This is a genomic window from Pseudomonas fluorescens, assembly GCF_900636825.1.
In the GTDB taxonomy this organism is placed as follows: Bacteria; Pseudomonadota; Gammaproteobacteria; order Pseudomonadales; family Pseudomonadaceae; genus Aquipseudomonas; species Aquipseudomonas fluorescens_BG.
Genome location: NZ_LR134318.1, coordinates 3,433,298 through 3,459,191, shown reverse-complemented (window position 1 = coordinate 3,459,191; position 25,894 = coordinate 3,433,298). Strand labels below are relative to the sequence as shown.

Annotated in this window: 24 protein-coding genes and 1 tRNA gene; 9 read left to right on the top strand and 16 right to left on the bottom strand. The window is 59.9% G+C overall.

The features are described from left to right. Positions 1–6: 6 nt before the first annotated feature. Positions 7–1,164, bottom strand: coding sequence for a GGDEF domain-containing protein (locus tag EL257_RS15535; RefSeq protein WP_126368152.1), 1,158 nt, complete (start codon positions 1,162–1,164; stop codon positions 7–9). A gap of 135 nt (positions 1,165–1,299) precedes the next feature. Further along, entirely contained in the window at positions 1,300–1,548 is a 249-nt protein-coding gene (locus EL257_RS15530; RefSeq protein ID WP_126364058.1) for a hypothetical protein, read from the bottom strand. A 167-nt stretch (positions 1,549–1,715) separates the two neighbouring features. Between EL257_RS15530 and EL257_RS15525 the strand changes: the two genes are divergently transcribed. Next, complete coding sequence (locus EL257_RS15525; RefSeq protein ID WP_126364056.1) at positions 1,716–2,360, top strand: ATPase; 645 nt, start codon at positions 1,716–1,718, stop codon at positions 2,358–2,360. An 83-nt stretch (positions 2,361–2,443) separates the two neighbouring features. Continuing rightward, positions 2,444–2,785 (top strand): hypothetical protein, encoded by a 342-nt coding sequence (locus EL257_RS15520; RefSeq protein ID WP_126364054.1) that lies wholly within the window; start codon positions 2,444–2,446, stop codon positions 2,783–2,785. 225 nt (positions 2,786–3,010) lie between these two features. On the opposite strand, the gene EL257_RS15515 is transcribed toward EL257_RS15520, so the two are convergent. The 4 genes from EL257_RS15515 to EL257_RS15500 form a co-directional block, all read right to left on the bottom strand. Then, on the bottom strand, positions 3,011–4,204 hold the full coding sequence (locus tag EL257_RS15515) for a GAF domain-containing sensor histidine kinase (protein ID WP_126364052.1): 1,194 nt from the start codon (positions 4,202–4,204) through the stop codon (positions 3,011–3,013). Between the two features lie 145 nt (positions 4,205–4,349). Next, entirely contained in the window at positions 4,350–6,503 is a 2,154-nt protein-coding gene (locus EL257_RS15510) for a TonB-dependent siderophore receptor (protein ID WP_126364050.1), read from the bottom strand. 292 nt (positions 6,504–6,795) lie between these two features. Further along, entirely contained in the window at positions 6,796–7,635 is an 840-nt protein-coding gene (gene yghU / locus EL257_RS15505) for a glutathione-dependent disulfide-bond oxidoreductase (protein WP_126364048.1), read from the bottom strand. Positions 7,636–7,706: 71 nt separating this feature from the next. Next, positions 7,707–8,684 carry a LysR family transcriptional regulator gene (locus tag EL257_RS15500; RefSeq protein ID WP_126364046.1) on the bottom strand — a complete coding sequence of 326 codons (978 nt, stop codon included), beginning with the start codon at positions 8,682–8,684 and terminating at the stop codon, positions 7,707–7,709. A gap of 124 nt (positions 8,685–8,808) precedes the next feature. Between EL257_RS15500 and EL257_RS15495 the strand changes: the two genes are divergently transcribed. Further along, positions 8,809–9,081: a DUF2798 domain-containing protein gene (locus EL257_RS15495; protein WP_126364044.1), complete on the top strand. Its 273-nt coding sequence runs from the start codon at positions 8,809–8,811 to the stop codon at positions 9,079–9,081. Between the two features lie 3 nt (positions 9,082–9,084). Here the strand turns inward: EL257_RS15495 and EL257_RS15490 are convergent, their stop codons facing one another. Continuing rightward, positions 9,085–9,588 (bottom strand): cupin, encoded by a 504-nt coding sequence (locus EL257_RS15490; protein WP_172604488.1) that lies wholly within the window; start codon positions 9,586–9,588, stop codon positions 9,085–9,087. A 241-nt stretch (positions 9,589–9,829) separates the two neighbouring features. On the opposite strand from EL257_RS15490, the gene EL257_RS15485 reads away from it, so the two are divergent. Then, positions 9,830–11,617, top strand: a complete 1,788-nt coding sequence (locus tag EL257_RS15485) for a thiamine pyrophosphate-requiring protein (protein ID WP_126364042.1) — start codon at positions 9,830–9,832, stop codon at positions 11,615–11,617. Positions 11,618–11,746: 129 nt separating this feature from the next. Further along, positions 11,747–12,478 carry a DUF72 domain-containing protein gene (locus tag EL257_RS15475; RefSeq protein WP_126364040.1) on the top strand — a complete coding sequence of 244 codons (732 nt, stop codon included), beginning with the start codon at positions 11,747–11,749 and terminating at the stop codon, positions 12,476–12,478. A 74-nt stretch (positions 12,479–12,552) separates the two neighbouring features. Here the strand turns inward: EL257_RS15475 and EL257_RS15470 are convergent, their stop codons facing one another. The 7 genes from EL257_RS15470 to EL257_RS15440 all read right to left on the bottom strand — a co-directional run bounded on the left by EL257_RS15470 (position 12,553) and on the right by EL257_RS15440 (position 18,756). After that, positions 12,553–12,771 (bottom strand): hypothetical protein, encoded by a 219-nt coding sequence (locus EL257_RS15470; protein WP_126368150.1) that lies wholly within the window; start codon positions 12,769–12,771, stop codon positions 12,553–12,555. 208 nt (positions 12,772–12,979) lie between these two features. Next, complete coding sequence (locus EL257_RS15465; protein WP_126364037.1) at positions 12,980–14,659, bottom strand: MFS transporter; 1,680 nt, start codon at positions 14,657–14,659, stop codon at positions 12,980–12,982. A 179-nt stretch (positions 14,660–14,838) separates the two neighbouring features. Continuing rightward, positions 14,839–15,606, bottom strand: coding sequence for a phosphonate ABC transporter, permease protein PhnE (gene phnE / locus EL257_RS15460; RefSeq protein ID WP_126364035.1), 768 nt, complete (start codon positions 15,604–15,606; stop codon positions 14,839–14,841). After that, positions 15,603–16,427, bottom strand: a complete 825-nt coding sequence (locus EL257_RS15455) for a PhnE/PtxC family ABC transporter permease (RefSeq protein ID WP_126364033.1) — start codon at positions 16,425–16,427, stop codon at positions 15,603–15,605. Before EL257_RS15455 ends, phnE begins: the two co-directional genes overlap by 4 nt. Continuing rightward, the gene (locus EL257_RS15450) at positions 16,421–17,218 is read right to left on the bottom strand and encodes a phosphonate ABC transporter ATP-binding protein (RefSeq protein ID WP_126364031.1); all 798 of its coding nucleotides are present in this window, start codon (positions 17,216–17,218) and stop codon (positions 16,421–16,423) included. The genes EL257_RS15455 and EL257_RS15450 overlap by 7 nt, the downstream gene beginning before the upstream one ends. Further along, positions 17,215–18,078, bottom strand: a complete 864-nt coding sequence (locus EL257_RS15445) for a putative selenate ABC transporter substrate-binding protein (RefSeq protein ID WP_126364029.1) — start codon at positions 18,076–18,078, stop codon at positions 17,215–17,217. Before EL257_RS15445 ends, EL257_RS15450 begins: the two co-directional genes overlap by 4 nt. Before the next feature lie 279 nt (positions 18,079–18,357). Continuing rightward, positions 18,358–18,756: a RidA family protein gene (locus tag EL257_RS15440; RefSeq protein WP_126364027.1), complete on the bottom strand. Its 399-nt coding sequence runs from the start codon at positions 18,754–18,756 to the stop codon at positions 18,358–18,360. A 115-nt stretch (positions 18,757–18,871) separates the two neighbouring features. Here EL257_RS15440 and EL257_RS15435 point away from each other — a divergent pair, with 115 nt between their 5' ends. From EL257_RS15435 to EL257_RS15425, 3 genes are all read left to right on the top strand, one after another. Further along, a complete protein-coding gene (locus tag EL257_RS15435) occupies positions 18,872–19,783 on the top strand; it encodes a LysR family transcriptional regulator (RefSeq protein ID WP_126364025.1) in 912 nt (303 codons plus the stop codon). A 100-nt stretch (positions 19,784–19,883) separates the two neighbouring features. Beyond that, the gene (locus tag EL257_RS15430; protein ID WP_232013020.1) at positions 19,884–21,047 is read left to right on the top strand and encodes a radical SAM protein; all 1,164 of its coding nucleotides are present in this window, start codon (positions 19,884–19,886) and stop codon (positions 21,045–21,047) included. Positions 21,048–21,123: 76 nt separating this feature from the next. Next, on the top strand, positions 21,124–22,149 hold the full coding sequence (locus tag EL257_RS15425) for a GlxA family transcriptional regulator (RefSeq protein WP_126364023.1): 1,026 nt from the start codon (positions 21,124–21,126) through the stop codon (positions 22,147–22,149). Positions 22,150–22,185: 36 nt separating this feature from the next. Here the strand turns inward: EL257_RS15425 and EL257_RS15420 are convergent, their stop codons facing one another. Beyond that, on the bottom strand, positions 22,186–23,214 hold the full coding sequence (locus EL257_RS15420) for an alpha/beta fold hydrolase (RefSeq protein WP_126364021.1): 1,029 nt from the start codon (positions 23,212–23,214) through the stop codon (positions 22,186–22,188). Between the two features lie 319 nt (positions 23,215–23,533). Here EL257_RS15420 and EL257_RS15415 point away from each other — a divergent pair. Next, a tRNA-Gln gene (locus tag EL257_RS15415) sits at positions 23,534–23,608 on the top strand. Positions 23,609–23,721: 113 nt separating this feature from the next. Here EL257_RS15415 and EL257_RS15410 read toward each other — a convergent pair. Then, on the bottom strand, positions 23,722–25,710 hold the full coding sequence (locus tag EL257_RS15410) for a peptidase U32 family protein (protein ID WP_126364019.1): 1,989 nt from the start codon (positions 25,708–25,710) through the stop codon (positions 23,722–23,724). Positions 25,711–25,894 lie beyond the last annotated feature (184 nt).

The window sequence follows — 25,894 nt, the reverse complement described above, 5'->3', positions numbered from 1 at the left end:
GTGGAGTCATCCTGAAGTAGTAAGCCCGGTCAGGCGCAGGCGATTGCGACCGCTGCGCTTGGATTCGTAGAGCGCCGCGTCGCCTTGCTCGAGCAGTGCAGTGAGACTTGCCGGCGGTTGGTCGAACAAACTGGCGCCGATGCTCAGCGTCACGGCGGCGGGGGTGGGGAAGGTCTGGGACGCGCAGACCAGGAATTGCTCGCGCAGAGCATTACTGAGTTCGACGATGCGTTCGCTGGAGGCACTGTTCAGCAGAATCACGAATTCATCACCGCCCAGTCGCGCCGTCAACGCGTTGGGTGGCAGCGCTGAGCGGATCATCTCGCTCAAGGCAATCAGCAAGCGATCGCCGGCGGCGTGGCCGTAGTGATCGTTGACCAGTTTGAAATTGTCGATGTCGATCAGCAGCAGGGCGCCGGGGCGTGCAGCCGAAACGTCTGCCAACAGGCGCCGTGCGCGTTTTTCCAAGGCGCGGCGGTTGTAGAGCGCGGTCAGAGGATCACGTTCGGCGAGGCGGGCGATCTGTTTTTCCCGGCGATAGCGTTCGGTGCCCGTCATCGACAGGGCGATCAGCATGATCGCCATCGCGCCTTCGACCAGTGAAATCTGGATGATCTCGCCACGAAACGCCGCCAGATCAATCAGCGTGCCGGGGATCACCACGGTCAAAGCCTTGGCGACATAGAAAATCCCGTGTCCCAACAGCACGTAGCGCAGTTGCACCGCGCCCACGCTCAACGACCTGCCGTGCGGGCGCAACAGCGAACTGGCCTTCAACGTGGACAGCGCCACCAAAAGCGAATTGGCCACCAGCATGGCTTTCGACCACAGCGGGCCGTCCGGTAGCCACAGCATCAACAGCCATGTGACAAAGATCAGGTACCAGGCAGGGGACAGCCGAATCTGGGTGAAACGCGCCACGCCCAAGAGGAAAAAGAAGTGCGCGGTGATCAACAGGCCGTTGGCGAACCAGATGCCGATCAGCAGGAAACCGCCGCTGCGCAGCAGAGCGAGGGTGGAGCCCACGGTGATGGTGGCGAAACCGGCGCTCCAGAATAGAAGCGAAGGCTCACGAATAATGCGCCACTCGATCGCCAGGTACAGCGCAGCGGCGGCTGCGAGGGCGATGGTGATAGTGAGCATCGTTGGCGGGTCGAGCGGCATTTCCGGGCTGGCCTGTCTGAATGGCATTAAGACCGGCGATTGTAAGCGTTCGGGCGAGATTTTCGCAGCGCTCGTGTTGTCGCGCAGACCATCGGCATGCCGGAACGCGGACGGCGGGCGCCGCCACACAATCGGTCATTGCGCCGGCGTGAGCCACGTGTTGACGATCCGACGATCGAGTTCTTCCCAGTCGGCCATGCCCAATACACGGGTGGTATTCAGCCCGCGCAAATAGCCGAGCAGCTGATGGGCGGTGTCCTGAACCAACTGCGGATCAGCGGGGGTTTTGTCCAGCAGCACGCTTTCATATTGGCGCAGGTATTCGGCCACGCGATCGCGAAACTCGGGCAAAACCGCGTCGCGGATCAGATCAAAAGTTCTCAAGAGGACTCCTTGTTCAATGTTTCTATTTGTAGTGAGTGTGCATCAGTCTGCACCACGCGCAACTATTGCTGGAAGTAATAGTGACCATCATCAAATGCAAGTTCTGCTTCATCGGCAATCGGCGGAAAATCGCCTCCATCGAATACGCCGCTCAAGGAATATGCGCGATGAAGATCTTGACCCGACTGGCTTTGATTGCCTTGCTGACAGGCGCATCGGTTGCCGCTGCACCGGCCTTTGCAGGCGACGCCCGGACTTGTCATCTTCCCGCCATCGCCGCGAGCAGCACCGCGTTGCAACATTCGCAGACGGTTGCAGTGTTGCTCAGCGAGAACACCCTGGACAACCTGCAATACCTCGAGCGTTACCACGACATGGCGGTCAACGGTGCGCAAGACGCGCTGGATTCGCGAATTCGCCAGGCCTTCGTTGGCAGTTCCGACCCGGAACTGGCCATCGACTGGGTGGTGAGCTCGCTGCAGCAGCAGTTCGCTTCGGTGACGGTTTACGACAACCTCGAAGCGCTGGTTCAGGCGCACCCGGACATCGTGGTCAAGCTCGACACGTTCAATCGCTTGCTGACACAACGCAACAATCTGGTGGAGGCGCGCTTTACCGCGCGCTTCTACGACGCCGACCTGCAATACATCGGCAAGGCCGAGGGCGCGGTGGAAAAACAGTTGCCGTCGGTGTGGGTGCATAACCAGTCGGCGCCGGCGATTGCCGCACAGATCGACCGGCAGCGTGACCTGCAACTCGATGCGCTGAAGCAATTCGATGTGTCGCTCAAGGCGTTGGTAGCGTCGAGCTGACTCTTAAAACATAAATGGCAGCGGCGGCTCCGTGAGGCTGAACCGCTGCCGGCGACCGAACCTTTATTTTCAGGATTGCCCCTATGCGTTCTTTGTTTGTTCCCGCAATGGCATTTGCCTCGTTGCTGCTCACCGGTTGCGCCTCCGCGCCGAATAACCCGACGCTGGTCTTGCAGACCAGCAAGACGCCCGCGCAATACGCCGAGTGCGTGGTGCCGAAATTACAGGGCAGTGCGCTGGCGCCAACTGTTTCGCAGAACCAGCGCAGCTACCGGATCGTGGTGCCGAGCAAGATTTCGGCGGACAACATTCTCGAAGCGTACAAGGCTGGCAGCGGCGGCAAGGTGTTTCTCTACGAGCGCCATTTGCTGGCGACCAACTATTTGCCGTCAAGTTTTGAGCGGGCCGCTCAGGACTGCATCTGATTTTGCACCGAACACGTATGTGAAAGCGCTCCTTTGGTTGGCCGCAACCAACCAATTTCTTGCCCCGCGATCTGTCTGGATCGCGGGGTTTTTTTTCGGTTTTCTCAGCGGCGCACACTCAACCCCGTGTAGGAGCTGCCGCAGGCTGCGATCTTTTGATCTTTTTTTTAGAATCAAAAGATCGCAGCCTGCGGCAGCTCCTACACAAGGCGACTATTCGCTGGACTACACCCATTTGAACCGCGCCGGGAATCTTGCGACGAAGCAGGTTCCTGACTCGGCGTTCGAAGTCACGCTCAGGGTGCCGTTGTGTCCCGCCGCAATTTGCGCGGCGATGTACAGGCCCAGGCCCAAACCCTCGCAACGCTGCCCGGCTTCGGCGCGTGAGAACGGTTCGAACAGCAGCGGCATCAGATGCGGGGGAATCGGCGGGCCCAGGTTGGTCAGCGAGATCACGATCTCGTCGTTTTCCGCATAAGCCTTGAGAGTGATCGGTGTGTCCGTCGAGCCGTGGCTGACCGCATTCCCCAGCAGATTGGAAAGCAACTGGCTGATGCGCAAGGCATCGCAGTAAACGCCCGGCGGGATGGCCATTTCCTGAATGAACGTCGCGCGCGGGTGGGAGGCCTGCACCTCATCAAGGGTCAGTTGCAGGGTGCGCTGCAAGTCATCCACCAACTTGCGCTGCACCGGGATCCCGCCGCCCAGGCGCCCGCGGGCGAAATCGAGGATGTTTTCGATCAACACGCCCATGCGCACCGAGCTGTTGCGAATCGCCGCGATCAGGTTGAGCGAGCGCTTGTCTGCGGTTTTCGTTTCCAGTAGATCAGCGCTCATGCGCACGGCGCTCAACGGCGTGCGCAGGTCGTGGCCCAGCACGGCGATGAACTGCTCGCGCAGCCGTCCGAGTTCCTTGGCATTGTTCAGCTCGGCCGTGGTGGCTTCGAGGCGGCTTTGCGTGTCGAGGCTCATGGCGATCAGTTGGGCAAACAGGGTCAGCGTCTTGGCGATTGCCGGTTCGTCGAGGTTGGCCGGGACGGAGTCGATCGCGCAAAGTGTGCCGAAGAATTGGCCGTTGGCCTTGATGATCGGAATGGAAATGTAGCTTTCCAGACCATAGGTTTTCGGCGTGTGATGCCGGGAAAAGATCGGGTGGGCGCTGGCGTGACCGAAGATCACCGGTTGCTGGTGCTGGCGGATCTCGTGGCAGATAGTCGATTCGAGAACCAGTTCACCGCCGGGTACAAGGCCGAAATCGATGGAGTCGTCGACGGCGCACGCCACCCAGTTTCGCTCGGTGACCCGCGCCACCGCGGCGAAGCGCATGCCGGTCAGGTGTTTGACCATGCTCAGAATCACCGGCACAGCGTCAATGCTGCGAATGGCTTCGATGTCGGAGGAAAAATCGGCAGAGGTCATGGGCGTGCGCTTCGTAAAAATATCGGCAGAGACTATCGACAATCGCCAGCCCTGACCAATGCGCCGCGACAAAAACGACAAAGGGCGCCGAGGCGCCCTTTGTATTGGTGATCGCAGCCATCAGCGCTGCGCACGGTTTACCGACTCAGAACTTGTACTTGGCCGTCAGCATGTAGCTGCGCGGATTGCCATAGTTGTCGGTGGAACCCCAGGTCACGTCGGAGCCGATCGATGAGTAGTAAGTGCGATCAAAGATGTTGTTCGCGTTGACTTGCAGATCCAGGTGTTTATTGACTTCGTACCCGGCCATCAGGTCGGTAACCGCATAGCCGCCCTGTTCAAGACGGTAGCTGCCACCATCGGCGAGGGTGATGTCGTTGTACATGCGGCTCTGCCAGTAAACATTGCCGCCGACGCGGAATTTCTCCAGCGGACCTTGCAGACGGTACATCGTCGATACCTTGAACAAATGCTCAGGCAGGTCGGTGTCGAAACGCTGATTCTTGTTGTCCGGGTTTTCGTCCTTGATGTAGTGGGCGCGGGTGTAGGTGTAGCCGGCGCCGACTTGCCAGTTTTCGGTCAGCGCACCTTGCAACTCGACGTCCAGACCCTGGCTGCGGACTTTGCCGGAACCCTGATAGCAGGTCATGACCGGGCAACCCAACTGGTTTTCGGCGAGGGTAGCGCGGTTGGTCTGGTCGATCTGGAACACCGCGACACTGCCATTCAGAGCGCCATCGAAGTACTCGCCTTTGATGCCGACCTCGTAGTTTTCACCCACGATCGGCTCCAGCAGCTTGCCGGAGATGTCCTTCTGGGTTTGCGGAGTAAAGATGTCGGTGTAGCTGGCGTAAACCGAGTGGTGATCGTCGAGTTTGTAGATCAGGCCAGCGTAACGGGTCAGGTTGCGCGTGACTTTATAGTCGCCGTCACCGCTGCGGTCATCATAGTCGTACCAATCAAGACGGCTGCCGAGAATCAGGGTCAACGGGTCGGCCAGGCTCAAACGGGTCGTCAGGTAAAACGCATCCTGAGTTGTGACGCTGCGAGTCTTGCCGTCACGCACGAAGTCTGGCTTCGGCGCGCCGATCGGCCATGCGGTGGTGTACGGATCGTATTCTTTTGAAGTCGAATCGAAAGCGCGGTTGCTGGCGCCGACGACCAATTCGTGGGTGCGACCGAAAGCTTCGAACGGGCCACTGGCAAAGGCGTCGAACGCGGTTTGCTTGTCGGTGCTGTGGGATTGATAAGCGGTGGTTTCCAGCGGGCCGGCGTAACGCGAGAGATAAGTGCCAGAGAACTCGCCGTTGAGTGTCGAGGACGAACCGGCGACGTGCAGTTTCCAGTCGTTATCGAAGCGATGATCGATTTCACCGAACACGGTATCGATCTGCAGCTTGCGGTTTTCCCAGTCGGTGCCGGGGTAGGTGGAGCGGGGCAGGTCGAGGTGGTGACCGTCGGTGCCGATCGGCAAGCCGCCCCAGAAATAGTTGGTCTGCTCGTTTTGACGGGAGAAGCCCAAAGTCGCGGTGGTGCTCTCGCTCAGATCGGCTTCACCGATGGCGTAGAACAGGCCGTGATCGTTTTCTTCTTTGTCGCGAAAGCTGTCGGCGCCCTGATAAGAACCTACCACCCGGCCGCGCAATGTACCGCTTTCGTTGAGCGGGCCGGAGGCATCGATCTCGCCGCGATAATCGTCCCAACTGCCAGCGGCACCGGTGAGTGTCACTTGCGGGGTTGCCGTCGGGCGCTTGCGCACCAGGTTGATCGCGGCCGAAGGGTTGCCGGCGCCAGTGACCAGACCGGTCGCGCCGCGGACCACTTCAACGCGGTCGAACATCGCCAGGTTTGGCTGCACCGGCATCGAAAACGGCGAGTAAGAACTTGGCAAGCCGTCGTACATGATGTTGTCGATGTCGAAACCACGGGCGCTGTAAGTCTGCCGGCCTGGGCCGCTTGACTGGCTGAGGAACAGCCCCGGCGTCGCCCGAACCACGTCATTGATGCTGGTCATGTTCTGATCGTCCATGCGCTGACGGGTGATCACCGTCACCGCTTGAGGCGTTTCGCGCATGGTCAGTGGCAATTTCGTCGCCGTCTGCATCGGGCCGGTGGTGTAGGAATCCGTTCCTTCAGTGGTGCTGCTCATCTGTGTGGCGCCGATCTGAGTGGCGTCCAGCTCCAGCGTTGCCGGCGCGGTGTCCTCGGCAAGCGCAGGTGCGGCGCTGGCCAGGCAAATGGCCAGTGCGAGCAGGTTAGGTGAAAGGTTCGAACGGCGGTGAATGGTCTGAAACGACATCAATCTGCTTCCCCAAAAGTAACCAAAACGAATCTGATGCATATGCGTGTAAGAAGTGTTCTCATTAGCATGTCAGAATAGTTACCGGTAAGAAAGCTATACAACTCAGTTAGTTAACATTTTTTTCACATTTGCGCGCACGCGGAATGAGCGCTGTACCGCATGGCGGGGACGGGGAAAGGGGATCTGGTGCGGGAGAAATAAGGTCCCCGCGTACCGGTCAAATGAGCTTTGGACCGGTACGCAGGTGGATGCTATCTGCCGATGTGGGCTGGCGTATCGGCAGGTTAATTCAGTTCAGATCGTCAGCCTGATGCCGCTCCGGCACCTGACTCGCTTCTTCGCCCCAAGTGCGATTGACGCGCTGCCCGCGCATCACCGCCGGCCGTTGGGCGATAGCTTCGGCCCAGCGCTGCACATGGGTGTATTCGTGCGCCGCAAGGAACTCCGCCGCTGAATACACGTTGTTGCCCACCAGTTGCCCGTACCACGGCCAGACGGCGATGTCGGCGATGGTGTAATCGTCGCCGGCCAGATAGGTGCTCTCCGCCAGACGGCGATTGAGCACATCCAGCTGACGTTTGGCTTCCATGGTGAAGCGGTTGATCGGGTATTCGAGTTTCTCCGGCGCGTAGGCATAGAAATGGCCGAAGCCGCCGCCCAGATAAGGCGCCGCGCCCATTTGCCAGAACAGCCAGTTGAGGGTTTCGGTACGACCGGCCGGGTCCTTGGGCAGCAGCTCGGAAAACTTTTCCGCCAGATACAGCAAAATCGAACCGGACTCGAACACGCGGATCGGCGGCTCGACGCTGCGGTCGAGCAGTGCCGGGATTTTCGAATTGGGATTGATGTCGACAAAGCCACTGGAGAACTGATCGCCCTCGCCAATGCGGATCAGCCAGGCATCGTATTCGGCATCGGTGTGGCCAAGCGCGAGCAACTCTTCCAGCATGATCGTTACTTTGACCCCGTTCGGGGTCGCCAGCGAGTACAGCTGCAAGGGCTGCTTGCCAACCGGCAGGTCTTTGTCGTGGGTCGGCCCGGCAGTTGGGCGGTTGATGCTGGCGAACTGGCCGCCGGACGCTGCGTTGTTTTTCCAGACCTTGGGCGGAACGTAAGACGCTTTGCTCATGAAACGGACCTCATCGTTGGCAGGCTGAGAACAGACCCTCACCGTAAGGAAAAATCCTCACGCATGCCAGCTTACTTTGCAGGGTTGGCCTGGCGAATATCTTCAGCGCCACGCTCGTCGCCACTAGCGGGCAGCGCTGCGCGCACCATCGGCCAACGCTGGGCCAAATGTTCCGTCAGACAATCCAGGAACGCTCTGACCTTGGCGTTTAGCGCTGCGCGCTCTTGCACGCAGGCGAAAATGTCCATGGGCTCAACGACAGCACTGGCCTCGAACAGCGGCACCAATTGGCCGCGTTCGATAAACGGTGCGGCAACAAACTCGGCCAACCGGGTGATTCCCGCGCCATTGACTGCCATGTGTGCCAGCGCGTCGACGTCATCACTGATCGCCGTGACGTTGAGATTGGCATCGTAGCGTTGCCCATCGCGCAAGAAACCACAGCGCAGAAAACGCCCGTCCAGTGGGTAGCGGAAGGCGAGGCAGGCGTGATGTTGCAGTTCATCCGGCGATTGCGGCGAGCCGGCGCGTTCCAGATAGGCCGGCGAGGCGCACAGGATGAACGGCAACGAAACGATCTTGCGCGCGACAATGCCGTCTTCCAGTTGCGGCTTGATCCGCAGGCTCAGATCGATGCCGTCCTGGATATGGTTGATCTTGCCGTCCGTGGTCGACAGTTCGATCAGCAGCGACGGATGCCGCAGCGTGAATTCGGCTATCAATGGCGCCAGCACATGGCGCCCGAATGCGCGGGTCGAAGCAATGCTCAAGCGACCTTGCAACGCGCCATCCCTCGTAGTGATCGAGCTTTGCGCCGATTCCAGATCAGCAGCGATTTGCCTGACCTTTGCGTAATAGATCGCGCCGGGTTCAGTCAGCGCCATGCTGCGCGTGGTGCGTTGCAGCAGGCGCACGCCGAGGTGCGTTTCCAGGCGATTGAGCGTCTGGCTGACTGCCGCCGCGCTGACGCCCAACGCTTTGGCAGCAGCAACGATCGAACCGGATTCGACCACTTTGATAAAACTGGCAATCGCCGCTAACAGGTTCATCCATGCCGCCAAAAAAGGTGGATTCGTAAGGGTTGCTTTATAAAGCCGCAACGTTTGCGCGTCTAGTGGCAGCCTAACCGCGTTGTTAGAGTGCTGGCTCCTTGTCAACGGTTGGGAATATTCCATGGATCAACGTACGACCGAAGCCGCTCTGTTCCGCCGGCGCAAGCTGTCCCCGCGCGCCACGCCTTATGTTTTCGCGTTCTACATGGCGGCGATCATGGCGTTTCTGATGTCGCTGGTGATCACCGCCGCCAATGCCGGCATTCATAACGATTATCTGAATAATGCCTTGCACGCCTACAAACTGGCGATGCCTGTCGCATTCCTGTGCATCCTTGTGGTCAGGCCGATTGTGATCAGGTTGGTGGCACTGACCGTGCACCCGCCACGCTGACGATCACTGGCGCCAATGCTGCTTCAGCGCACCTTGCGAACCCTGCACGGGATCCTGCTCGGGCAGCGGCAGCTTATCGAGATTCGCCTGTTGCGCCGGGCTTGGCGCTTCCGTGCAAATGTCGCCCTGCTGGCCGGGCGGGTAAGCGCCGACGACCAGAAAGTCGACGCTGGAACTCAGGCTGCAATGCCCGGTGCCAACCGGCAGCAGCAACACATCGCCAGCGCTGACATCCACCACGTGACCATCGGGCCCGCCGAGCATCAGCCGCGCATGTCCGCTCGCCACCCCCAGCACTTCGTGGCCTTGGGTGTGATAGTGATGAAAATCGTAAACGTGGTAGCGCCATTGCGGCGGCCAGCCGTTGGCGCTGAACCTTTGTTCGAACAGTGCCGCCGGGTCGTCGCCCTCAATGGCAATCGCCTGGCGATACAGCAGCACTGGCAATTGCGGGTTGTTGGGCACCCAATCGTTGCGTTCAAGCGCCACAGTCTCTACGTCGCTCATCTTGTTTCCTCCGTCAGTGGTTGATCAATCGACCGCGCGCCACGGCGTTGGCCTCAGACAAATCGGCAAGTACCAGATAAAAGGCTGTTCGCTGCGGGGCGGGAGACAGCGGCATCGCTCGTTACCCGCCTGCGGATAAATCAATCGAAACTTCGCCGTCCCGCCGACTGTCCAGACCCTTACACCGTCCGGTGGCTGAGTTGCCGGGCAGACGCCATTCAGCGACAAGGGGCGAGAAACAATGACGATGACAGTGGGCGATTTTCTGGTTGAGCGGCTCGGCGAGTGGGGCGTCACGCGAATTTTTGGTTATCCGGGCGATGGCATCAATGGCGTGTTCGGCGCGTTGAGTCGAGCCAAGGGCAAGATCGAATTCATTCAGGCGCGGCATGAGGAAATGGCCGCGTTCATGGCCTCGGCGCATGCCAAGTTCACCGGCGAATTGGGCGTGTGCATCGCCACCTCCGGCCCCGGCGCATCGCATTTGATCACCGGCCTGTATGACGCGCGTCTCGATCACATGCCCGTGCTGGCGATCGTCGGTCAGCAGGCGCGCACTGCGCTGGGCAGCCACTATCAACAGGAACTCGATCTGGTCTCGATGTTCAAGGATGTCGCCGGCGCTTTCGTGCAGCAGGCGACAGAGCCGTCGCAAGTGCGCCATCTGCTCGACCGGGCCGTGCGTACGGCGGTCGGTGAGCGCCGCGTGACAGCGTTGATCCTGCCCAACGATTTGCAGGATCTGGATTATCAACCGCCCGCTCGAGCCCACGGCACTGCGCATTCCGGCGTCGGCTACACCAAGCCGAAAGTTTTGCCGTACGAGGCCGATCTGCAACGCGCGGCGGATGTTCTAAACGCCGGTGAAAAGGTCGCGATTCTGGTCGGCGCCGGTGCGTTGGCAGCCACCGACGAAGTGATCGCCATTGCCGAAAAACTCGGTGCCGGCGTCGCCAAAGCGCTGCTGGGTAAAGCCGCGCTGCCCGATGATTTGCCCTGGGTCACCGGCAGCATCGGCCTGCTCGGCACCGAGCCGAGTTACAAACTGATGACCGAGTGCGACACCTTGCTGATGATCGGCTCCGGATTCCCGTATGCCGAATTCTTGCCCAAAGAGGGGCAGGCGCGCGGAGTGCAGATCGACTTGCAGCCTGACATGCTCAGCCTGCGTTATCCGATGGAAGTCAATCTGGTCGGCGACTCGGCGGAAACCCTCAAGGCATTGCTGCCACTGCTGGAGCAAAAAACTTCCGGCAAGTGGCGGAAAAAAATCGAAGGCTGGCGCGGTAGCTGGGAAAAAACCCTGGAAAAGCGCGCGTTGGCCAAGGCTGATCCGGTCAATCCGCAACGGGTGGTGTACGAATTGTCACCGCGCCTGCCGGATCAGGCGATCATCACCAGTGATTCCGGATCCTGTGCCAACTGGTTTGCCCGCGACCTGAAAATTCGCCGCGGCATGCAATGCTCGTTGTCCGGTGGTCTGGCCTCGATGGGCGCTGCGGTGCCTTACGCGATTGCCGCCAAATTCGCCTATCCCGAGCGACCGGTGATTGCGCTGGTGGGTGACGGCGCGATGCAAATGAACAACATGGCTGAGTTGATCACCGTCGCCAAATACTGGCGCCAATGGGCCAGCCCGAAATGGATTTGCGCAGTGTTCAACAACGAGGATTTGAACCAGGTGACCTGGGAGCAGCGAGTGATGGAGGGCGATCCGAAATTCGAAGCCTCGCAGAGCATCCCCGATGTGCCGTATCACCTGTTCGCGATTTCCATCGGCCTCAAGGGCATTTTCGTTGATCGCGAAGAAGACGTGGCCGCGGCCTGGGAGCAGGCGCTGGGGTCGGACGTGCCGGTGCTGATCGAATTCAAGACCGACCCGAACGTGGCGCCGTTGCCGCCGCACATCAAGCTCGAGCAGGCGAAGAAGTTCGCGACGACGTTGCTCAAAGGCGATCCGGATGAGTCCGGTGTCATTGTGCAGACCGCCAAGCAAGTCCTCGCCTCGGTGCTGCCCGGGAAAAAATAACCATCTATAAACGCATAACCCTGTAGGAGCTGCCGAAGGCTGCGATCTTTTCGGTATCAGTATCAAGATCAAGATCAAAAGATCGCAGCCTGCGGCAGCTCCTACACGGGAGGATTGGGGAAAGATCGGGTGATCTACATCGGTTGTGCCGGTTGGAGTCTCGGGCGGGAATACTGGCCGGTATTTCCCGCAGAGGGCACGCACCTGCAACGCTACGCCGGGCGGCTCAACAGTGTGGAAATCAACAGCTCGTTTTACCGTCCACATCGCCGCCTGACCTATGAGCGGTGGGCCGCATCGGTGCGCGGGGATTTTGCTTTTTCGGTGAAGATGCCCAAGCAGATCAGCCATGACATGCGCTTGGTCGATTGCGAATCAGCGCTGGATGAATTTCTGGGGCAGTGCGGCGGCTTGGGTGATCGCCTCGGGTGCCTCTTGCTGCAACTGCCACCGTCCCTGGCGTTCGACGCGGCGAGTGCGGACACGTTTTTTGTGGCATTGCGCGAGCGCTTCGACGGCGCCGTGGTGCTTGAACCGCGCCACGAAACGTGGGTGGACGCCGAATCGATGCTGACGGCTTTTCGCATCGCTCAAGCCGTGGTCGATCCCTCGCGTATCAGCACCGATTCATCGCCTGTGGGCTGGCAGAATATCCGCTACTGGCGGTTGCATGGTTCACCGCGGATTTACCACAGCGCCTATGACGCGGCGTACCTGAATCAGCTCGCGCAGGCTTTGCAGACGTCAGGGGCGCAAGGAGCCGCGACCTGGTGCATTTTCGATAACACCGCCAGCGGTGCTGCGCTGGGTAACGCGTTGGCATTGGCGAGCGAAGCGCTCATTCAGGGGCATGTGCGGTAAAGCGTCGCGCATCAATAGCCGTTGATCAGACGCTGCCCTCGCCAGAAAAGGTGAGGGCGTTCGTCAATTGCCGGTCAATTCCCGTCCGCAACTTTGCGCTCGATCTCATCGACCTTGCGTTGCAGTTCTTCGGCGTCCTGTTCTTTGACGCGGGTGGAGGACGGAGTGATGACTTGATCCACACCGTTGGTGTCATCGTCGCGATCTTGAAGATCTCGCTCGACCACATTCACCGGTTTACCGGCAGTGTCGGTAGGTGGGGCGTTCGGGGTTGTTTTGTCTTCGCTATGCATGGCGTTAACCTCCATTGATGTCTCCATTGGAGGCGGTGCGCTGGCAGGCGTTCGATATTTTTGCGAGGTGTGAATTTCCGCCGACCGCGCAGCCGCCATCGCCAGCAGGGCTGGCTCCCACAGGTTATTGGGTTGGCCATTAAATCCATCCCTTCCCGCCAATTCCTGTGGGAGCTTGCTCTGCAAGCGATTCGGCCTACATCGAACCTCAATCCTTGAGAATGTCGCGATCCTTGGTTTCCGGCAGGAAGAAGGTGCCGAGTATCGCGGTCATGACTGCGATGACAATCGGGTACCACAAGCCGTAGTAGATGTCCCCGGTCGCCGCAACCATGGCGAATGCCACTGTCGGCAGAAACCCGCCGAACCAGCCGTTGCCGATGTGGTACGGCAATGACATCGAGGTGTAGCGGATGCGTGTCGGAAACAGTTCGACCAGCCACGCGGCGATCGGCCCGTAAACCATGGTCACGTAGATCACCAGAATGGTCAGCAGGAGCAGCATCATCGGGTAGTTGGTCTTCGCCGGGTCGGCTTTTTCAGGGTATCCGGCTTCCTTCAGTGCCGTGCCGAGATTAGCGGTGAACGCATCGTTGCGGGTCTTGAAGTCGGCGGCCGGCAGAGCGCTGCCCTCGAAGCTCTCGACGACTCTGTCGCCGATTCGCACCTGAGCCACGGTGCCGGGCTCGGCACTGACGTTTTCGTACGGAATCGCCCGTTTCGCCAGCAGGGTCTTCGCCAGATCGCAGGAACTGGTGAATTTGGCTTTGCCCACCGGATCGAACTGGAAGGAACACTGGTCCGGATTGGCGATGACCTTCACCGGGTTCTTTTCCTGCGCGATAAACACGTCGGGATTGCCGTACTGGGTCAGCGCATGAAAGATCGGAAAATACGTCAGCGCCGCCAGAATGCATCCGACCATGATGATCGGCTTGCGTCCGATGCGGTCGGACAGACTGCCGAAAATCACGAAGAACGGCGTGCCAATCAGTAATGAGCCGGCGATCAGCAGATTGGCGGTCTGCGGATCGATCTTCAGCGTTTGCAGCAGGAAAAACAGCGCATAAAACTGCCCGGTGTACCAAACCACCGCTTGCCCGGCGGTCCCGCCGAGCAGTGACATGATCACCACTTTGAGGTTGTCCCAGCGCGCAAAGGACTCGGTCAGCGGCGCTTTCGACGCCTTGCCCTCATCCTTCATTTTCTGAAAGACCGGCGACTCGCTCAGTTGCAAACGGATGTACACCGAGACGATCAGCAGCAAGATCGACAGCAGAAACGGAATCCGCCAGCCCCAGGCTTCGAACGCCTCAGTGCCCAGCGCGGTGCGGCAGGCAAGAATCACCAGCAGCGACATGAACAGACCGAGGGTCGCGGTGGTTTGAATCCATGAAGTGAAAAATCCACGTTTGTTGCGCGGTGCGTGTTCGGCAACATAGGTCGCCGCGCCGCCATACTCACCGCCCAGCGCCAAGCCTTGCAGCAGACGCAAGGTAATCAGAATAACCGGCGCGGCGACACCAATGGTCGCGTAGCCGGGCAGCAGACCGACGATCGCTGTCGAGACGCCCATGATGACGATGGTGATCAGGAAGGTGTGTTTGCGCCCGATCATATCGCCGAGCCGACCGAACACGATGGCACCGAACGGCCGCACTGCAAAACCGGCGGCGAAGGCGAGCAAGGCAAAGATGAATGCGGTGGTCTCGTTGACGCCGGCAAAAAAGTGCTTGGCGATGATCGCCGCCAGTGAGCCGTAAAGATAAAAGTCGTACCACTCGAAAACCGTCCCGAGCGAGGAGGCGAAGATAACCTTGCGCTCCTCCTTGGTGATGCCGCCGCTGCGCGGTGGACTGCCGGTGGATGCTGTGTCGATTGTGGCCATGGGTGTTCTCCGTCGTGCTTATTGTTGTAGGCCGGAGTCCCCCATTACTGCTTATCGCACTCTGGCCTTGTGGCAAATGCCGCCCTTGCGTTCGCGTGAAACTTGCACAGTCTGACCGCCTCGCACAGGTGCGAGGTTTCCTTGAGCATAATCAGCTTTTGCCAGATATCCACTGACGCCTACGCCTTCACCCAGCGCTGGCGGCTCCAGGCACTCAGCCAGTCCACCATGAACACCAGAACCAGCATCGCCAGAATCACCGTACTGGCCTGCGCCTCCTGAAACAGGCTGAGGCTGACATAGAGCATCTGCCCAAGCCCGCCGGCACCGACAAAGCCCAGCACGCTGGCCATGCGGATGTTGTTTTCCCAGCGATACAGGATGTAGGCAAGCAGTTGCGGCGCGAGATTGGGCAAGGTGCCGTAGCAGAACGCGAGAATCGGATTGCCGCCCTGCAAGCGAATGGCTTCGGCAGGTTGCGGCGGAGTGTTTTCCAAAGCTTCGGCGAACAATCGGCCGAGCACGCCGGTGGTGTGCAGGGCGAGGGCGAGGGTGCCGGCGTTGGGGCCGAGGCCGGCGGCGAGCACCATCAGCGCCGCCCAGACCAGCTCCGGAATTGCCCGCAGACCGTTGAGCAGCAACCGCGACGCGCTCTGCAGCGGCCAACCGAAACGCCCGGCGGCGGGCAGGGCGATGAGGATGCCGAACACCGCGGCGAGCAACGTTCCGAGGGCCGACATCGCCAGGGTTTCCATCGAGCCGTGAACGATGGCTTTCAGGTAACCGGCGCTGAGGTCAGGGCTGAGAAAGCGCTGAATGTACGCACCCATTTGCTTGAGGCTGTCAGCGCTGCCCATTTCACCAAGATCCAGGCCCAGATAGGCGAACGATGCGAGGACTGCTACGCCGATGCCAGCAAGCAGCAGCAGGTTGATCAGACGATTCATGTCAGCCTCCAGCGCAGCAAGCGGCTGAGTTGATCGGCTGCCAGCACCAGCACCAGAAACGTCAGCAACATGCTCGCGACTTCACCGCCTGCGAACATGCGAATGGACAAATCGATCTGTTGACCCAAGCCCCCGGCGCCGACAAATCCCATCACCACTGATGCGCGAATGGCGCATTCCCAGCGATACACCGTGTACGACAGCAACTCCGCCGCGACATTGGGCAGCGTGCCGTACGCAAATGCCGCCAGTCGGCCAGCGCCAGCCTGCAACAAGGCGTGCGCCGGGCGCTGATCGGTGGACTCGAAAATCTCCGCGTAGACCTTGCCGAGCATGCCGCTGTAAGTGATCGCGATCGCCAGGACGCCCGCCGCCGGTCCAAGCCCGACCGCGCGCACGAACAGCAGGGCCCAGACAATTTCTGGCACGCTGCGCAGAAATATCAGCAGGCCACGCACCGGCCAGCGCAACAGACGGCCCACACGACTGGGCACGCCACTGCGTGATGCAGCGGAGAGCGACAAGGCGCGGCTGGCGATCAGGCTGGCCGGCACTGCCAGCAATAACGCCAGGGCCATGCCGGCAGTGGCAATCGCCAACGTTTGCAAAGTGGCGGTCAGCAGTAAACCGAGAAACGCCGCGTCGTGGGCCGGCGGCCAGAATTGCGCGACAAACCGGCCCATTTCGTTATCGCTGCCGGGCAGCAGTACGCCCAGATTCAACTCACTGAGCTGAACGCCCGGCCACAACAGGGCAACCGCCAGCACCGTCAGGACTAATCGAGGCCACGCCGCCGGGTCCCGTGAATCAGCGCTCAGCATCGTGGAATCTGCACAGTCAAAGGCGCCACCGCCACGGTCGGCGATTGCAGTTTTTCATTGGCATACAGCGCGTCGAGCATCGTTTGGCTGACGTGTTCGGAAGGGCTGTCGAAGAGAATCTGCCCGTCGCGCAGGCCGATGATGCGCGGGAAGTGCGACAACGCCAGGTCCACCGCATGCAGGCTTGCGACCAGGGTTACGTTGTGCTCGTAGGCGTGGCGCGACAGGATCGATAACGTATGCGCGGCCATCACCGGGTCCATCGCCGACACCGGTTCATCCGCCAGGAGAATCTCCGGCGCCTGATACAGCACGCGGGCGATACCGACCCGTTGCAGTTGACCGCCGGACAGTTGCTGGCAATGGGCGAACAGCTTGTCGCCCAGATCCAGCCGCGCCAGTGCCGCGCGTGCGCCGGCGACGTCGATCGGGTGCAGCAGGTTCAATAGGCTTTTGCCCAGACTCCACTGGCCGAGCTTGCCGGCCAGCACCGCGGTGACCACCCGTTGCCGCGGCGGCAGCGGCGGGGCTTGGTGCACCAGCCCGATCCGCGCGCGCAGGCGTTGGCGTTGGCGGGCAGAAAGGTGCCAGGCACGTTCGCCGAGAATTTCGTTCTCGCCGCTGCTGGGCCGCAACGCGGTGGCCAGCAGATTGAGCAGACTCGATTTGCCGGCTCCTGACGGGCCGATGATTGCCACCTGTTCGCCCACGCCGATTTGCAAATCGACACCACGCAGGGCATCGACTCCGTTGGCGTGGCGCAGGCTGGCCTGGTTGAGGCGTAGGGTCATTTCAGCAATTCGGCGGCGCGGGCGGCTTCCTCGATGCCCTTGTAGTTCTCGGGTTTGGTGTCGATGAAACGGCTGGCGGCTTGCAAATCGAGGATCTTTTTCTGCTCAGGATTGGCTGGGTCGAGGTCGAGGAAGGCTTTCTTGATCTTCGCCGCGATGGCCGGATCAAGCGTACCGCGCACGGTCCAGTTGTAGTCGAAGTACGTCGGGGTGGTCGCGAAGACTTTGACTTTGTTGGTGTCGACCTTGCCGGCATCCACCAGTTTTTGCCAGACGCTGGCGTTGAGCACGCCGGCATCGACCTTGCCGGCCTGCACCCAGGCAACGGTGGCGTCGTGGGCGCCGGAGTAGGCGACGCGGCTGAAATAGGCTTCGGGCTTGATCCCGTCGTTTTTCAGCATGAAATAACGCGGCATCAGGCTGCCCGAAGTGGACGAGACCGAGCCAAAGGCAAACGTCTTGCCCTTCAGGTCGGAGAGGCTTTTAACGTTGGGATCAGCCGTGATGAATTTGCTGGTGAACTGCGCATCCTGCTCGCGCTGTACCAATGGAATGACCGGTGTGGTCGCATCGGTCTTCAGGCGCGCCTGCACGAAAGTGAAACCGCCCAGCCAGGCCATATCGAGACGGTCGGTGGCCAGCGCTTCAACCACCGCCGGATAATCCGCCACCGGCACGAACTGCACCTTCATGCCCAGTTGCTGCTCCAGATAAGCACCCAACGGTTCGAATTTGCGCAGCAGTTCGGTCGGCGCCTCGTCGGGGATGGCGCTGACCCGCAGGACGTCGGCGGCTTGTGCCACCAGCGCAGAAAAGGACAGGGCCAGGCCGGCGGTCAGTGCCAGGGTTCGTTTGAGCATGGAATTCTCCGTTTCGTGAGCATCAAATAAGCTGAAGTGGCGACGTGAGGCGCAAGCTCAGGTTAGCCGAAACGGCGAGGTTATACGCATTCGCGGCGTCCAAGGCCAGCGTTAGACCTTTGCCACGTTATACGCCCTGTACGCGTAGGAGCCGCGGTACGCTGCGGTCTTTTGATTGTGGGACGCGGAGGGCCCGGCCTGCATCCCCCCGCACAGCGCGGGAACAATCAGAAATGAGAGTATCGCAGCGTGCCGCAGCGCCTACGGTTTTGACAGCTGTCAGGATTCAGGCAGCTTCGCGATCACCTTGATCTCGAAATCGAAACCGTACAGCCAGGTTACGCCAACAGCCGTCACGGTCGGATGCGGGGCGTCGCCCCAGAACTCCGTCAGGACAACATTCCAGATCGTCTCGAATTTCGCCTGTGGATCAACGATGAACACGGTGACATCCACCACGTCGTCAAACGTGCAGCCGGCCTCATGCAGGATTGCGTTGAGGTTGCTGAATGCCTGGCGCACCTGATTCTGCAGATCCGGCTCAGGGGTGCCGTCTTCGGTGCTGCCTACCTGTCCCGAGACAAACAGAAAACCGTTGGCGCGCACGGCGGGCGAGTAACGATGGCGTTCATAAAGGGTACGGCGTGCGGGTGGGAATACGACGTCGCGCTTAGCCATGAAAGTGTCTCCTTCATTTGAGTTGAGGGCTCCACTGTAGGTATTTGCAGGCGGGCGATAAACGCGCAAACTTGGCGCTCACTGTTTGTGAATCCCAAACAATCGAGGGCGTCGCTTGGACCGGTTCGACGCAATGCAAGCCTTCGCGCGGGTGGTCGAGGCGGGCAGCTTCACCAAAGCGGCAGAAACCCTGCACATGAGCAAAACCACCGTGACCCAGCTGGTTCAGCAGTTGGAAGCGCGACTGCGGGTCAGGTTGCTCAACCGCACCACGCGCAAGGTCAACGTCACAGCTGACGGTGCGGCGTACTACGCACGCGTGGTCAGGCTACTGGCGGACATGGACGACGCTGAAAGCAGTCTGCCCGGAGTGGCGACGGTGCCGTCGGGGCGCTTGCGGATCGATGTACCAAGTCCGTTCGCGCGGCACATTCTGGTGCCGGCGCTGCCGGATTTTCATCGCCGCTATCCCGATATCCAGATCGACATGGGCGTCAGCGACCGCATCGTCGATATCATCGATGAGAACGTCGACTGCGTGGTGCGCGGCGGCGAGTTGCTGGATCAATCGTTGATGGCGCGCAAGCTCGCCGATCTTCAGTTGGGAGTGTTTGCCGCACCGGCGTATCTGGCGCGCGAGGGGACGCCCGTACACCCGCGCGAACTGGAGGATTCGCATCATCGCGTGGTGGGTTTTCTCTGGGCGCGCACGGGCAAGCCCGTGCCGTATGCCTTGCACAACGACCGCGAGACTTTGCAAATCAAGGGGCGGCACGTGTTGGCGGTCGACGACGGTAACGCTTATCTGGCGGCAGGCCTTGCCGGGATGGGCGTGTTGTGGCTACCCAGATACATGTCCGCGGCGCACGAAGAGCGCGGCGAGTTGGTGCCGCTGTTCCCCGGCTGGCAACTGCAGTCGATGCCGCTCTACCTCGCGTATCCGCCGAACCGGCATATCAGTCGCAAATTACGCGTGTTCATCGATTGGGTGATTGAGCTGATGGCATCCGCCAATGTGGTGCATTAATTGCTAGCAGGCATGTCAATTGCGTCAAAAAAATAACTAACGGCGACCGAAAGCCCCGGCAGTGATGAGAGGCGTGGCTTTCACCCAAGGAGCGGTACTGATGTTGAACATGTATATCGACATTGTCGGGGCGTGCAATCTGAGTTGCCCTTCCTGCCCCATGGGGAATTCGGAAAACGAAAACTTCAAAAAAGCCATGCAAATCGACATGTTCAAGCAGATTGTCGACAAGGCCCGGCGCGAAGGTGTCGAGTCGATTTTTCTGTACAACTGGACCGAGCCTTTGATTCACCCGCGCATTGGTGAGTTTGTTGAAATCATCAATGCGGCCGGCATGCAGAGTGGCATCAGTTCCAACCTCAACCTGGCCAAGAACATGGAAACCGCCATGTTGGCCAACCCTTGGTTTTTCCGTATCTCGCTGTCCGGCTTCTATCAGGAAACCTACGCGCAAGGGCATGTGGGTGGTGATATCGAGGTGGTGAAGCAGAACATGATCAAGCTGCATGACCTCAAGCAGCGTCACGGCCTGACTACGATCATCGAGGTTTACTACCACCGTTATCTGGATAACCTCGAAGAAGAGGGCCTGATGCGCGAATTCAGTGAGCGCCTCGGCTTCAAGTTCTCCACCGGTTTTTCCGTCATGATGCCTCTGGAGAAGACCTTCGCCATTGTCGAAGGCGATGCCTCCGTGACCGACACTGATCGGGACACCCTGAAAAGGCTGGCGCTGCCGCCTTATGAAGATCTGGTAAATCTGGTCAAGCACTACCCGAAGCAGGCCTGCACCCTCAAAGACGACTGGCTGGTGCTCGACTGTAACGGGAATACGGTGCTGTGCTGCACGATTTTCAAGCAAAGTGAATACAGCGTCGGCAAGTACCTGGATATGCCGGTCCAGGAACTGATGAGCCGTAAATCCACGCAGAGCAATTGCGTCGACCTGTGCAATCGCTGCGCGAAGAACGGTCTGCACATTTATTCGGCATCGCCCAATCATGGCCCGCTGGAGAGCCATGCGGTCAACCGCATCATCGACTTCCAGCGACGCACGATTCTCGAACAGCCCATCGAAAGCGACAAGCTTGGGCGCGCCGGAGAAGTCCGCGCCGAACATTTCGACGAGGCGCAATATCTGCGCATGAATGCCGATGTCAACGCTGCCGTCGCTGCCGGTGGCTTTACCAGCGGCTATCAACACTACGTGCTGCATGGTCGTCTGGAAGGTCGACTGGGTGCTGGATCGAGCACAATTGTCTGATCGCCCAGAGATCGATCGCAGGCGTGATTGACTCTTTGCCGGATCAGGCCAACTATCGGCGCATAACAACAGACCGATGGAACAGAACTTGATCGAACGACGTCAATTCAGCGGGGGCATGAAGGGTAAAAACCTCCGCTACCTGAATGAGCAAAGCGCCGACAACCCACGCCTGACCCGCACCGGTTTTCTGCTGCTGGAACATTTCTCGCTGCCGGCCTTCACTCAGGCGCTGGACACGGTTGTCACCACGAACCTGCTGCGTCCGGGGCTCTTTGCGTCCCGCACGTTCGGGCTGGGGGAGGGCGAGGTGGTCAGCGATCTGGGGCTGGTTATCCGGCCCGATGTCCGACTCGATCTGGCGGCGCTGCAGGAACTGGATTTGCTGGTGATGTGCGGCGGTTATCGCACCGAGTTGCGCGCCAGTGACGAGTTCATCCACTTGCTCAGGGCGGCGGCGGAGCGGGGCATCAGTCTCGCCGGGCTGTGGAACGGCGCTTGGTTTCTTGGGCGCGCAGGGCTGCTCGACGGTTATCGTTGCGCGATCCATCCGGAACACCGTCCAGCCCTCACCGAGATCGCCAAAACCACCCACGTCAGCAGCGAACCTTACGTGATTGACCGCGACCGACTGACGGCATCGAGTCCGTCCGGGGCGTTTCACATGGCGCTGGACTGGATCAAAAGCCTGCACGGCAAGGCGTTGGTCGAAGGCATCGAAGACATTCTGGCCTTTGAGGAGTCGCGCTACCGCCGGATCAAACCGGACGAAAACATCTGCGTCAGTGCGCCACTGCGTGAGGTGGTGAAACTGATGGATGCCAATCTGGAAGAGCCGTTGGAACTGGAGCAATTGGCGGTCTACGCCGGTCGCTCGCGTCGGCAGTTGGAGCGCCTGTTCAAAGAACAACTCGGCACCACGCCGCAGCGCTATTACCTCGAACTGCGCATCACCGAAGCTCGGCGCTTGTTGCAGCACACCGAGTTGTCGCAAGTGGAAGTGCTGGTGGCGTGCGGATTCGTTTCGCCGAGCCATTTCAGCAAATGTTACAGCTCGTATTTCGGCTACAGACCGTCCAAAGAAAAACGGCTGGTCAAATAGCCCCAGCCTCTGGGATGAGGCCAGGGCGAGGGGCTCTTACAGGTGATCCGCATCAATCACAGCCTTGGCAAACGCCTGCGGATCTTCCTGCGGCAAGTTGTGGCCGACGCCGCCGTTGATCAAACGGAACTGATATTTGCCGGTAAAGCGCTTGGCGTAATCCTCTGGCGCCGGGTGTGGCGCACCGTTGGCGTCGCCCTCCAGGGTGATGGTCGGCACACTGATTGACGGCGCGGTTGCGAGTTTCTGTTCCAGCGCCGCGTATTTCGCTTCGCCCTGCACCAGGCCCAGGCGCCAGCGGTAATTGAACACGGTGATGTCGACGTGGTCGGGGTTGTCCAGCGCTTTGGCACTGCGCTCGAACGTGGCGTCATCGAACTTCCATTGCGGCGAGGCCAGTTGCCAGATCAGCTTGGCGAAGTCGTGAGTGTTTTTCGCGTAACCGGCGCGGCCACGGTCAGTCGCGAAGTAGAACTGATACCACCACTGCAATTCAGCCTTGGGCGGCAGCGGGTTTTGTCCGGCGGCCTGATTGCCGATCAGATAGCCGCTGACCGAGACCAGCGCTTTCACGCGTTCGGGCCACAACGCCGAAACGATGTCCGCCGAGCGTGCGCCCCAGTCATAGCCGCCGAGCACCGCTTGTTTGATCTTCAGCGCGTCCATGAAATCGATGACATCACTGGCCAGCGCCGCCGGTTGACCGTTGCGCAATGTGTCTTTGGAGAGGAACTGCGTATCGCCATAACCGCGCGCATACGGCATCAGCACGCGGTGACCCTGGGCCGCAAGCAGCGGCGCGACTTCGTCGTAGCTGTGAATGTCGTAGGGCCAACCGTGCAGCAGGATGACCACCGGGCCCTCGGCAGGGCCGGTTTCGGCGTAAGCGACGTCGAGCAGGCCGGCCTGCACGTGTTTCAACGGGCCGAAGGGTGAGGGCGCGGAATAGCTGATGGCGGCGGGTTCAGCGGTTTGCGCCTGAACGCTGGTCACAGCGCCGAACAGCGACAACGCCACAATCGACAGACCGAGTGCGGTTTTACGCGAGTGCAGTGCCTTTTTCATGATGACGTCTCCTGTGCAAGTCTTTGGTCAAGGGAAGGGAAGAAGCCTTGAAACCATGGGTGCATTAGAGCGTGGGGACGTATCCGGGCTGTGTCGAAAATCGTTGTGGTTGCAAGGGGATGTATCGGTATCGGACATGTACACACTGTGATACACAACGCTCAAAAAACCGGGCCGCTGGACACGGTTCTGCTGAAAAAAATAAGTCTCTGTTTTAAAACAAAAAATATTTCAATCCGCGCTTCACAAACGCCAAGAACCTTGGTAAATTGCGCCCCGTTCTCACAGCGATCCTCTCGGAGCCGCTGGACAGAGCAGTAGGGGCGTCGCCAAGCGGTAAGGCAGCAGGTTTTGATCCTGCCATGCGTTGGTTCGAATCCAGCCGCCCCTGCCATATATCGAAAAACGCCAACTTCGCAAGAAGTTGGCGTTTTTTTATGCCTGCGATTTGCCCAGGCCTGGCGAAGTCGAAGCGCGCGGCGCCGAAGCACCGCGCACCTCGGCCACTCAGTGCGGAGCGCGCGGGATGGTTTTCATCAAGTCTTCGGGGCTGATGTGGCCGACCACGCTGCCCGGTTGCGGCAGATTGAGGATGTGGCCTTTCATCTTGCCGATGATGTGCATCTCGCACGGCTTGCAATCGAACTTCAGCGTCAGCACTTCATCGCCGTGAATCAACTGCATCGGCGCGACTTTGGTGCGCACGCCGGTCACGCCTTTGGCCTGTTTCGGGCACAGGTTGAAGGAGAAACGCAGGCAGTGCTTGGTGATCATCACCGGCACTTCGCCTGGCTCTTCGTGAGCTTCGTACGCCGCATCGATCAACTTCACACCGTGACGGTGGTAGAAGTCGCGCGCCTTCTGGTTGTAGACGTTGGCGAGGAAGGTCAGGTGCGAGTCCGGATAAACCGGCGGCGGGCTGGTTTCGGCTTTGCGCTGGCCCCGCGGATGTGCGGCGACACGGGCGGCCGTCAGGGCTTCGATCACTTCACGGCGCAGGGCTTTGAGCTGCGAGTTGGGGATGAAGAACGCCTGTGGCGCATCGAGCTTGATGTCGGTGGCGTGATATTGCGTGGTGCCAAGCTGACCGAGCAAATCGCGCAGCTGTTCCAGCGCTTGCTCCGGCTTGTTGGCCACGCCGAACGGGCCGTTCAGGCTGACGCTGGCGCTGATGCCTTCTTCGCTGGTCGCGGTCACTTGTAGTTGATCTTCGCGCAAACGCGCCAGCCAGCTCAGCGCGACACGGCGCTCGGACGAGGTTTTTTGCAGCGCCTGTTGCCAGTTGTGATCGAGGTTGCGATTCAACGGGTGGTTCGGGCGCAGTTTGAACAAGCCTTCGGGCATTTCGTTAGGTTCGACGCGGTAGCGATAGCGCTTCTCGCCGTCTTCTTCGAATTCGCCTTTGGCTTCAGCAATGTTGGCGCGGAAACCGACCACTTCGCGTTTGACCAAGACATTGAGGCCGTCGCCGTTGGACAGCGGTTCGTGGGTCACAACCTGCATGTCACGCTTGGCGACTTTTTCGACGATGCCGACCGGCAGGCCGGTGAAGGTTGGCGAGTCGAAGGCGCCGATATCGATCTTGCGATCGGTGACGAAGTAATCGGTGCTGCCACGATGGAAGGTCTTTTCCGGGTCGGGCAGGAAGAAATGCGCGGTGCGACCGCTGGAAGCACGGGCCAGGTCCGGACGGTCTTCCAATACCGCGTCGAGACGCTGGCGGTAATAGGCAGTGATGTTCTTCACATAACCCATGTCCTTGTAGCGACCTTCGATCTTGAACGAACGCACACCCGCTTCAACCAGCGCGCGAATGTTGGCGCTCTGGTTGTTGTCCTTCATCGACAGCAGATGCTTTTCGTAGGCGATCACCCCACCTTTTTCATCCTTGAGGGTGTAAGGCAGCCGGCAAGCCTGGGAACAGTCGCCGCGGTTGGCACTGCGCCCGGTCTGCGCGTGGGAAATGTTGCACTGGCCGGAGAACGCCACGCACAACGCGCCGTGAATGAAAAACTCGATGGCGGCCTCGGTTTCATCGGCAATCGCGCGAATTTCCTGCAGGTTCAGCTCGCGAGCGAGGACCAGTTGCGAGAAACCGGCCTGATCGAGAAATTTCGCACGCTCGAGAGTGCGGATGTCGGTCTGGGTCGAGGCGTGCAGCTCGATCGGCGGAATGTCCAGCTCCATCACGCCCAGATCCTGAACGATCAGCGCGTCGACACCGGCATCGTACAACTGATGGATCAGCTTGCGCGCCGGCTCCAGTTCGTTGTCGTGCAGGATGGTGTTGATGGTGGTGAAAATTCGCGCGTGGTAACGGCGCGCGAACTCCACCAGTTCGGCGATTTCGCCGACTTCGTTGCAGGCATTGTGGCGTGCGCCGAAGCTCGGGCCGCCGATGTACACGGCGTCAGCGCCGTGCAGGATCGCCTCACGGGCGATGGCTACATCGCGGGCAGGGCTGAGCAATTCCAGATGATGCTTGGGCAAGGACATAGTTTTTTTAGTCAGGCGGTCACGGTTAGGCGCGCATTCTACCCCCGAAACGCGCGCCCGGCACGCCCGTGCTGCCGGATGGCTGACTGTTCACCCAGAGCACGCCTGCATGAGCTGCGGCACGCTGCGATCTTTTGATCCGAGTTGATTTTCAAGATCAGAAGATCGCAGCCTCGTTTTACTC

Bases quoted from the DNA above. Each gene is read 5' to 3' on its own strand.
- phnE (WP_126364035.1), bottom strand. From the start codon at position 15,606: ATGAATCGTCTGATCAACCTGCTGCTGCTTGCTGGCATCGGCGTAGCA.
- EL257_RS15430 (WP_232013020.1), top strand. From the start codon at position 19,884: ATGTTGAACATGTATATCGACATTGTCGGGGCGTGCAATCTGAGTTGC.
- EL257_RS15445 (WP_126364029.1), bottom strand. From the start codon at position 18,078: ATGCTCAAACGAACCCTGGCACTGACCGCCGGCCTGGCCCTGTCCTTT.
- EL257_RS15520 (WP_126364054.1), top strand. From the start codon at position 2,444: ATGCGTTCTTTGTTTGTTCCCGCAATGGCATTTGCCTCGTTGCTGCTC.
- EL257_RS15450 (WP_126364031.1), bottom strand. From the start codon at position 17,218: ATGACCCTACGCCTCAACCAGGCCAGCCTGCGCCACGCCAACGGAGTC.
- EL257_RS15420 (WP_126364021.1), bottom strand. From the start codon at position 23,214: ATGAAAAAGGCACTGCACTCGCGTAAAACCGCACTCGGTCTGTCGATT.
- EL257_RS15465 (WP_126364037.1), bottom strand. From the start codon at position 14,659: ATGGCCACAATCGACACAGCATCCACCGGCAGTCCACCGCGCAGCGGC.
- EL257_RS15455 (WP_126364033.1), bottom strand. From the start codon at position 16,427: ATGCTGAGCGCTGATTCACGGGACCCGGCGGCGTGGCCTCGATTAGTC.
- EL257_RS15490 (WP_172604488.1), bottom strand. From the start codon at position 9,588: ATGAGCGACGTAGAGACTGTGGCGCTTGAACGCAACGATTGGGTGCCC.
- EL257_RS15485 (WP_126364042.1), top strand. From the start codon at position 9,830: ATGACGATGACAGTGGGCGATTTTCTGGTTGAGCGGCTCGGCGAGTGG.
- EL257_RS15515 (WP_126364052.1), bottom strand. From the start codon at position 4,204: ATGACCTCTGCCGATTTTTCCTCCGACATCGAAGCCATTCGCAGCATT.
- EL257_RS15535 (WP_126368152.1), bottom strand. From the start codon at position 1,164: ATGCCGCTCGACCCGCCAACGATGCTCACTATCACCATCGCCCTCGCA.
- EL257_RS15425 (WP_126364023.1), top strand. From the start codon at position 21,124: ATGGAACAGAACTTGATCGAACGACGTCAATTCAGCGGGGGCATGAAG.
- EL257_RS15495 (WP_126364044.1), top strand. From the start codon at position 8,809: ATGGATCAACGTACGACCGAAGCCGCTCTGTTCCGCCGGCGCAAGCTG.
- EL257_RS15410 (WP_126364019.1), bottom strand. From the start codon at position 25,710: ATGTCCTTGCCCAAGCATCATCTGGAATTGCTCAGCCCTGCCCGCGAT.
- yghU (WP_126364048.1), bottom strand. From the start codon at position 7,635: ATGAGCAAAGCGTCTTACGTTCCGCCCAAGGTCTGGAAAAACAACGCA.
- EL257_RS15500 (WP_126364046.1), bottom strand. From the start codon at position 8,684: ATGAACCTGTTAGCGGCGATTGCCAGTTTTATCAAAGTGGTCGAATCC.
- EL257_RS15470 (WP_126368150.1), bottom strand. From the start codon at position 12,771: ATGCATAGCGAAGACAAAACAACCCCGAACGCCCCACCTACCGACACT.
- EL257_RS15510 (WP_126364050.1), bottom strand. From the start codon at position 6,503: ATGTCGTTTCAGACCATTCACCGCCGTTCGAACCTTTCACCTAACCTG.
- EL257_RS15440 (WP_126364027.1), bottom strand. From the start codon at position 18,756: ATGGCTAAGCGCGACGTCGTATTCCCACCCGCACGCCGTACCCTTTAT.
- EL257_RS15525 (WP_126364056.1), top strand. From the start codon at position 1,716: ATGAAGATCTTGACCCGACTGGCTTTGATTGCCTTGCTGACAGGCGCA.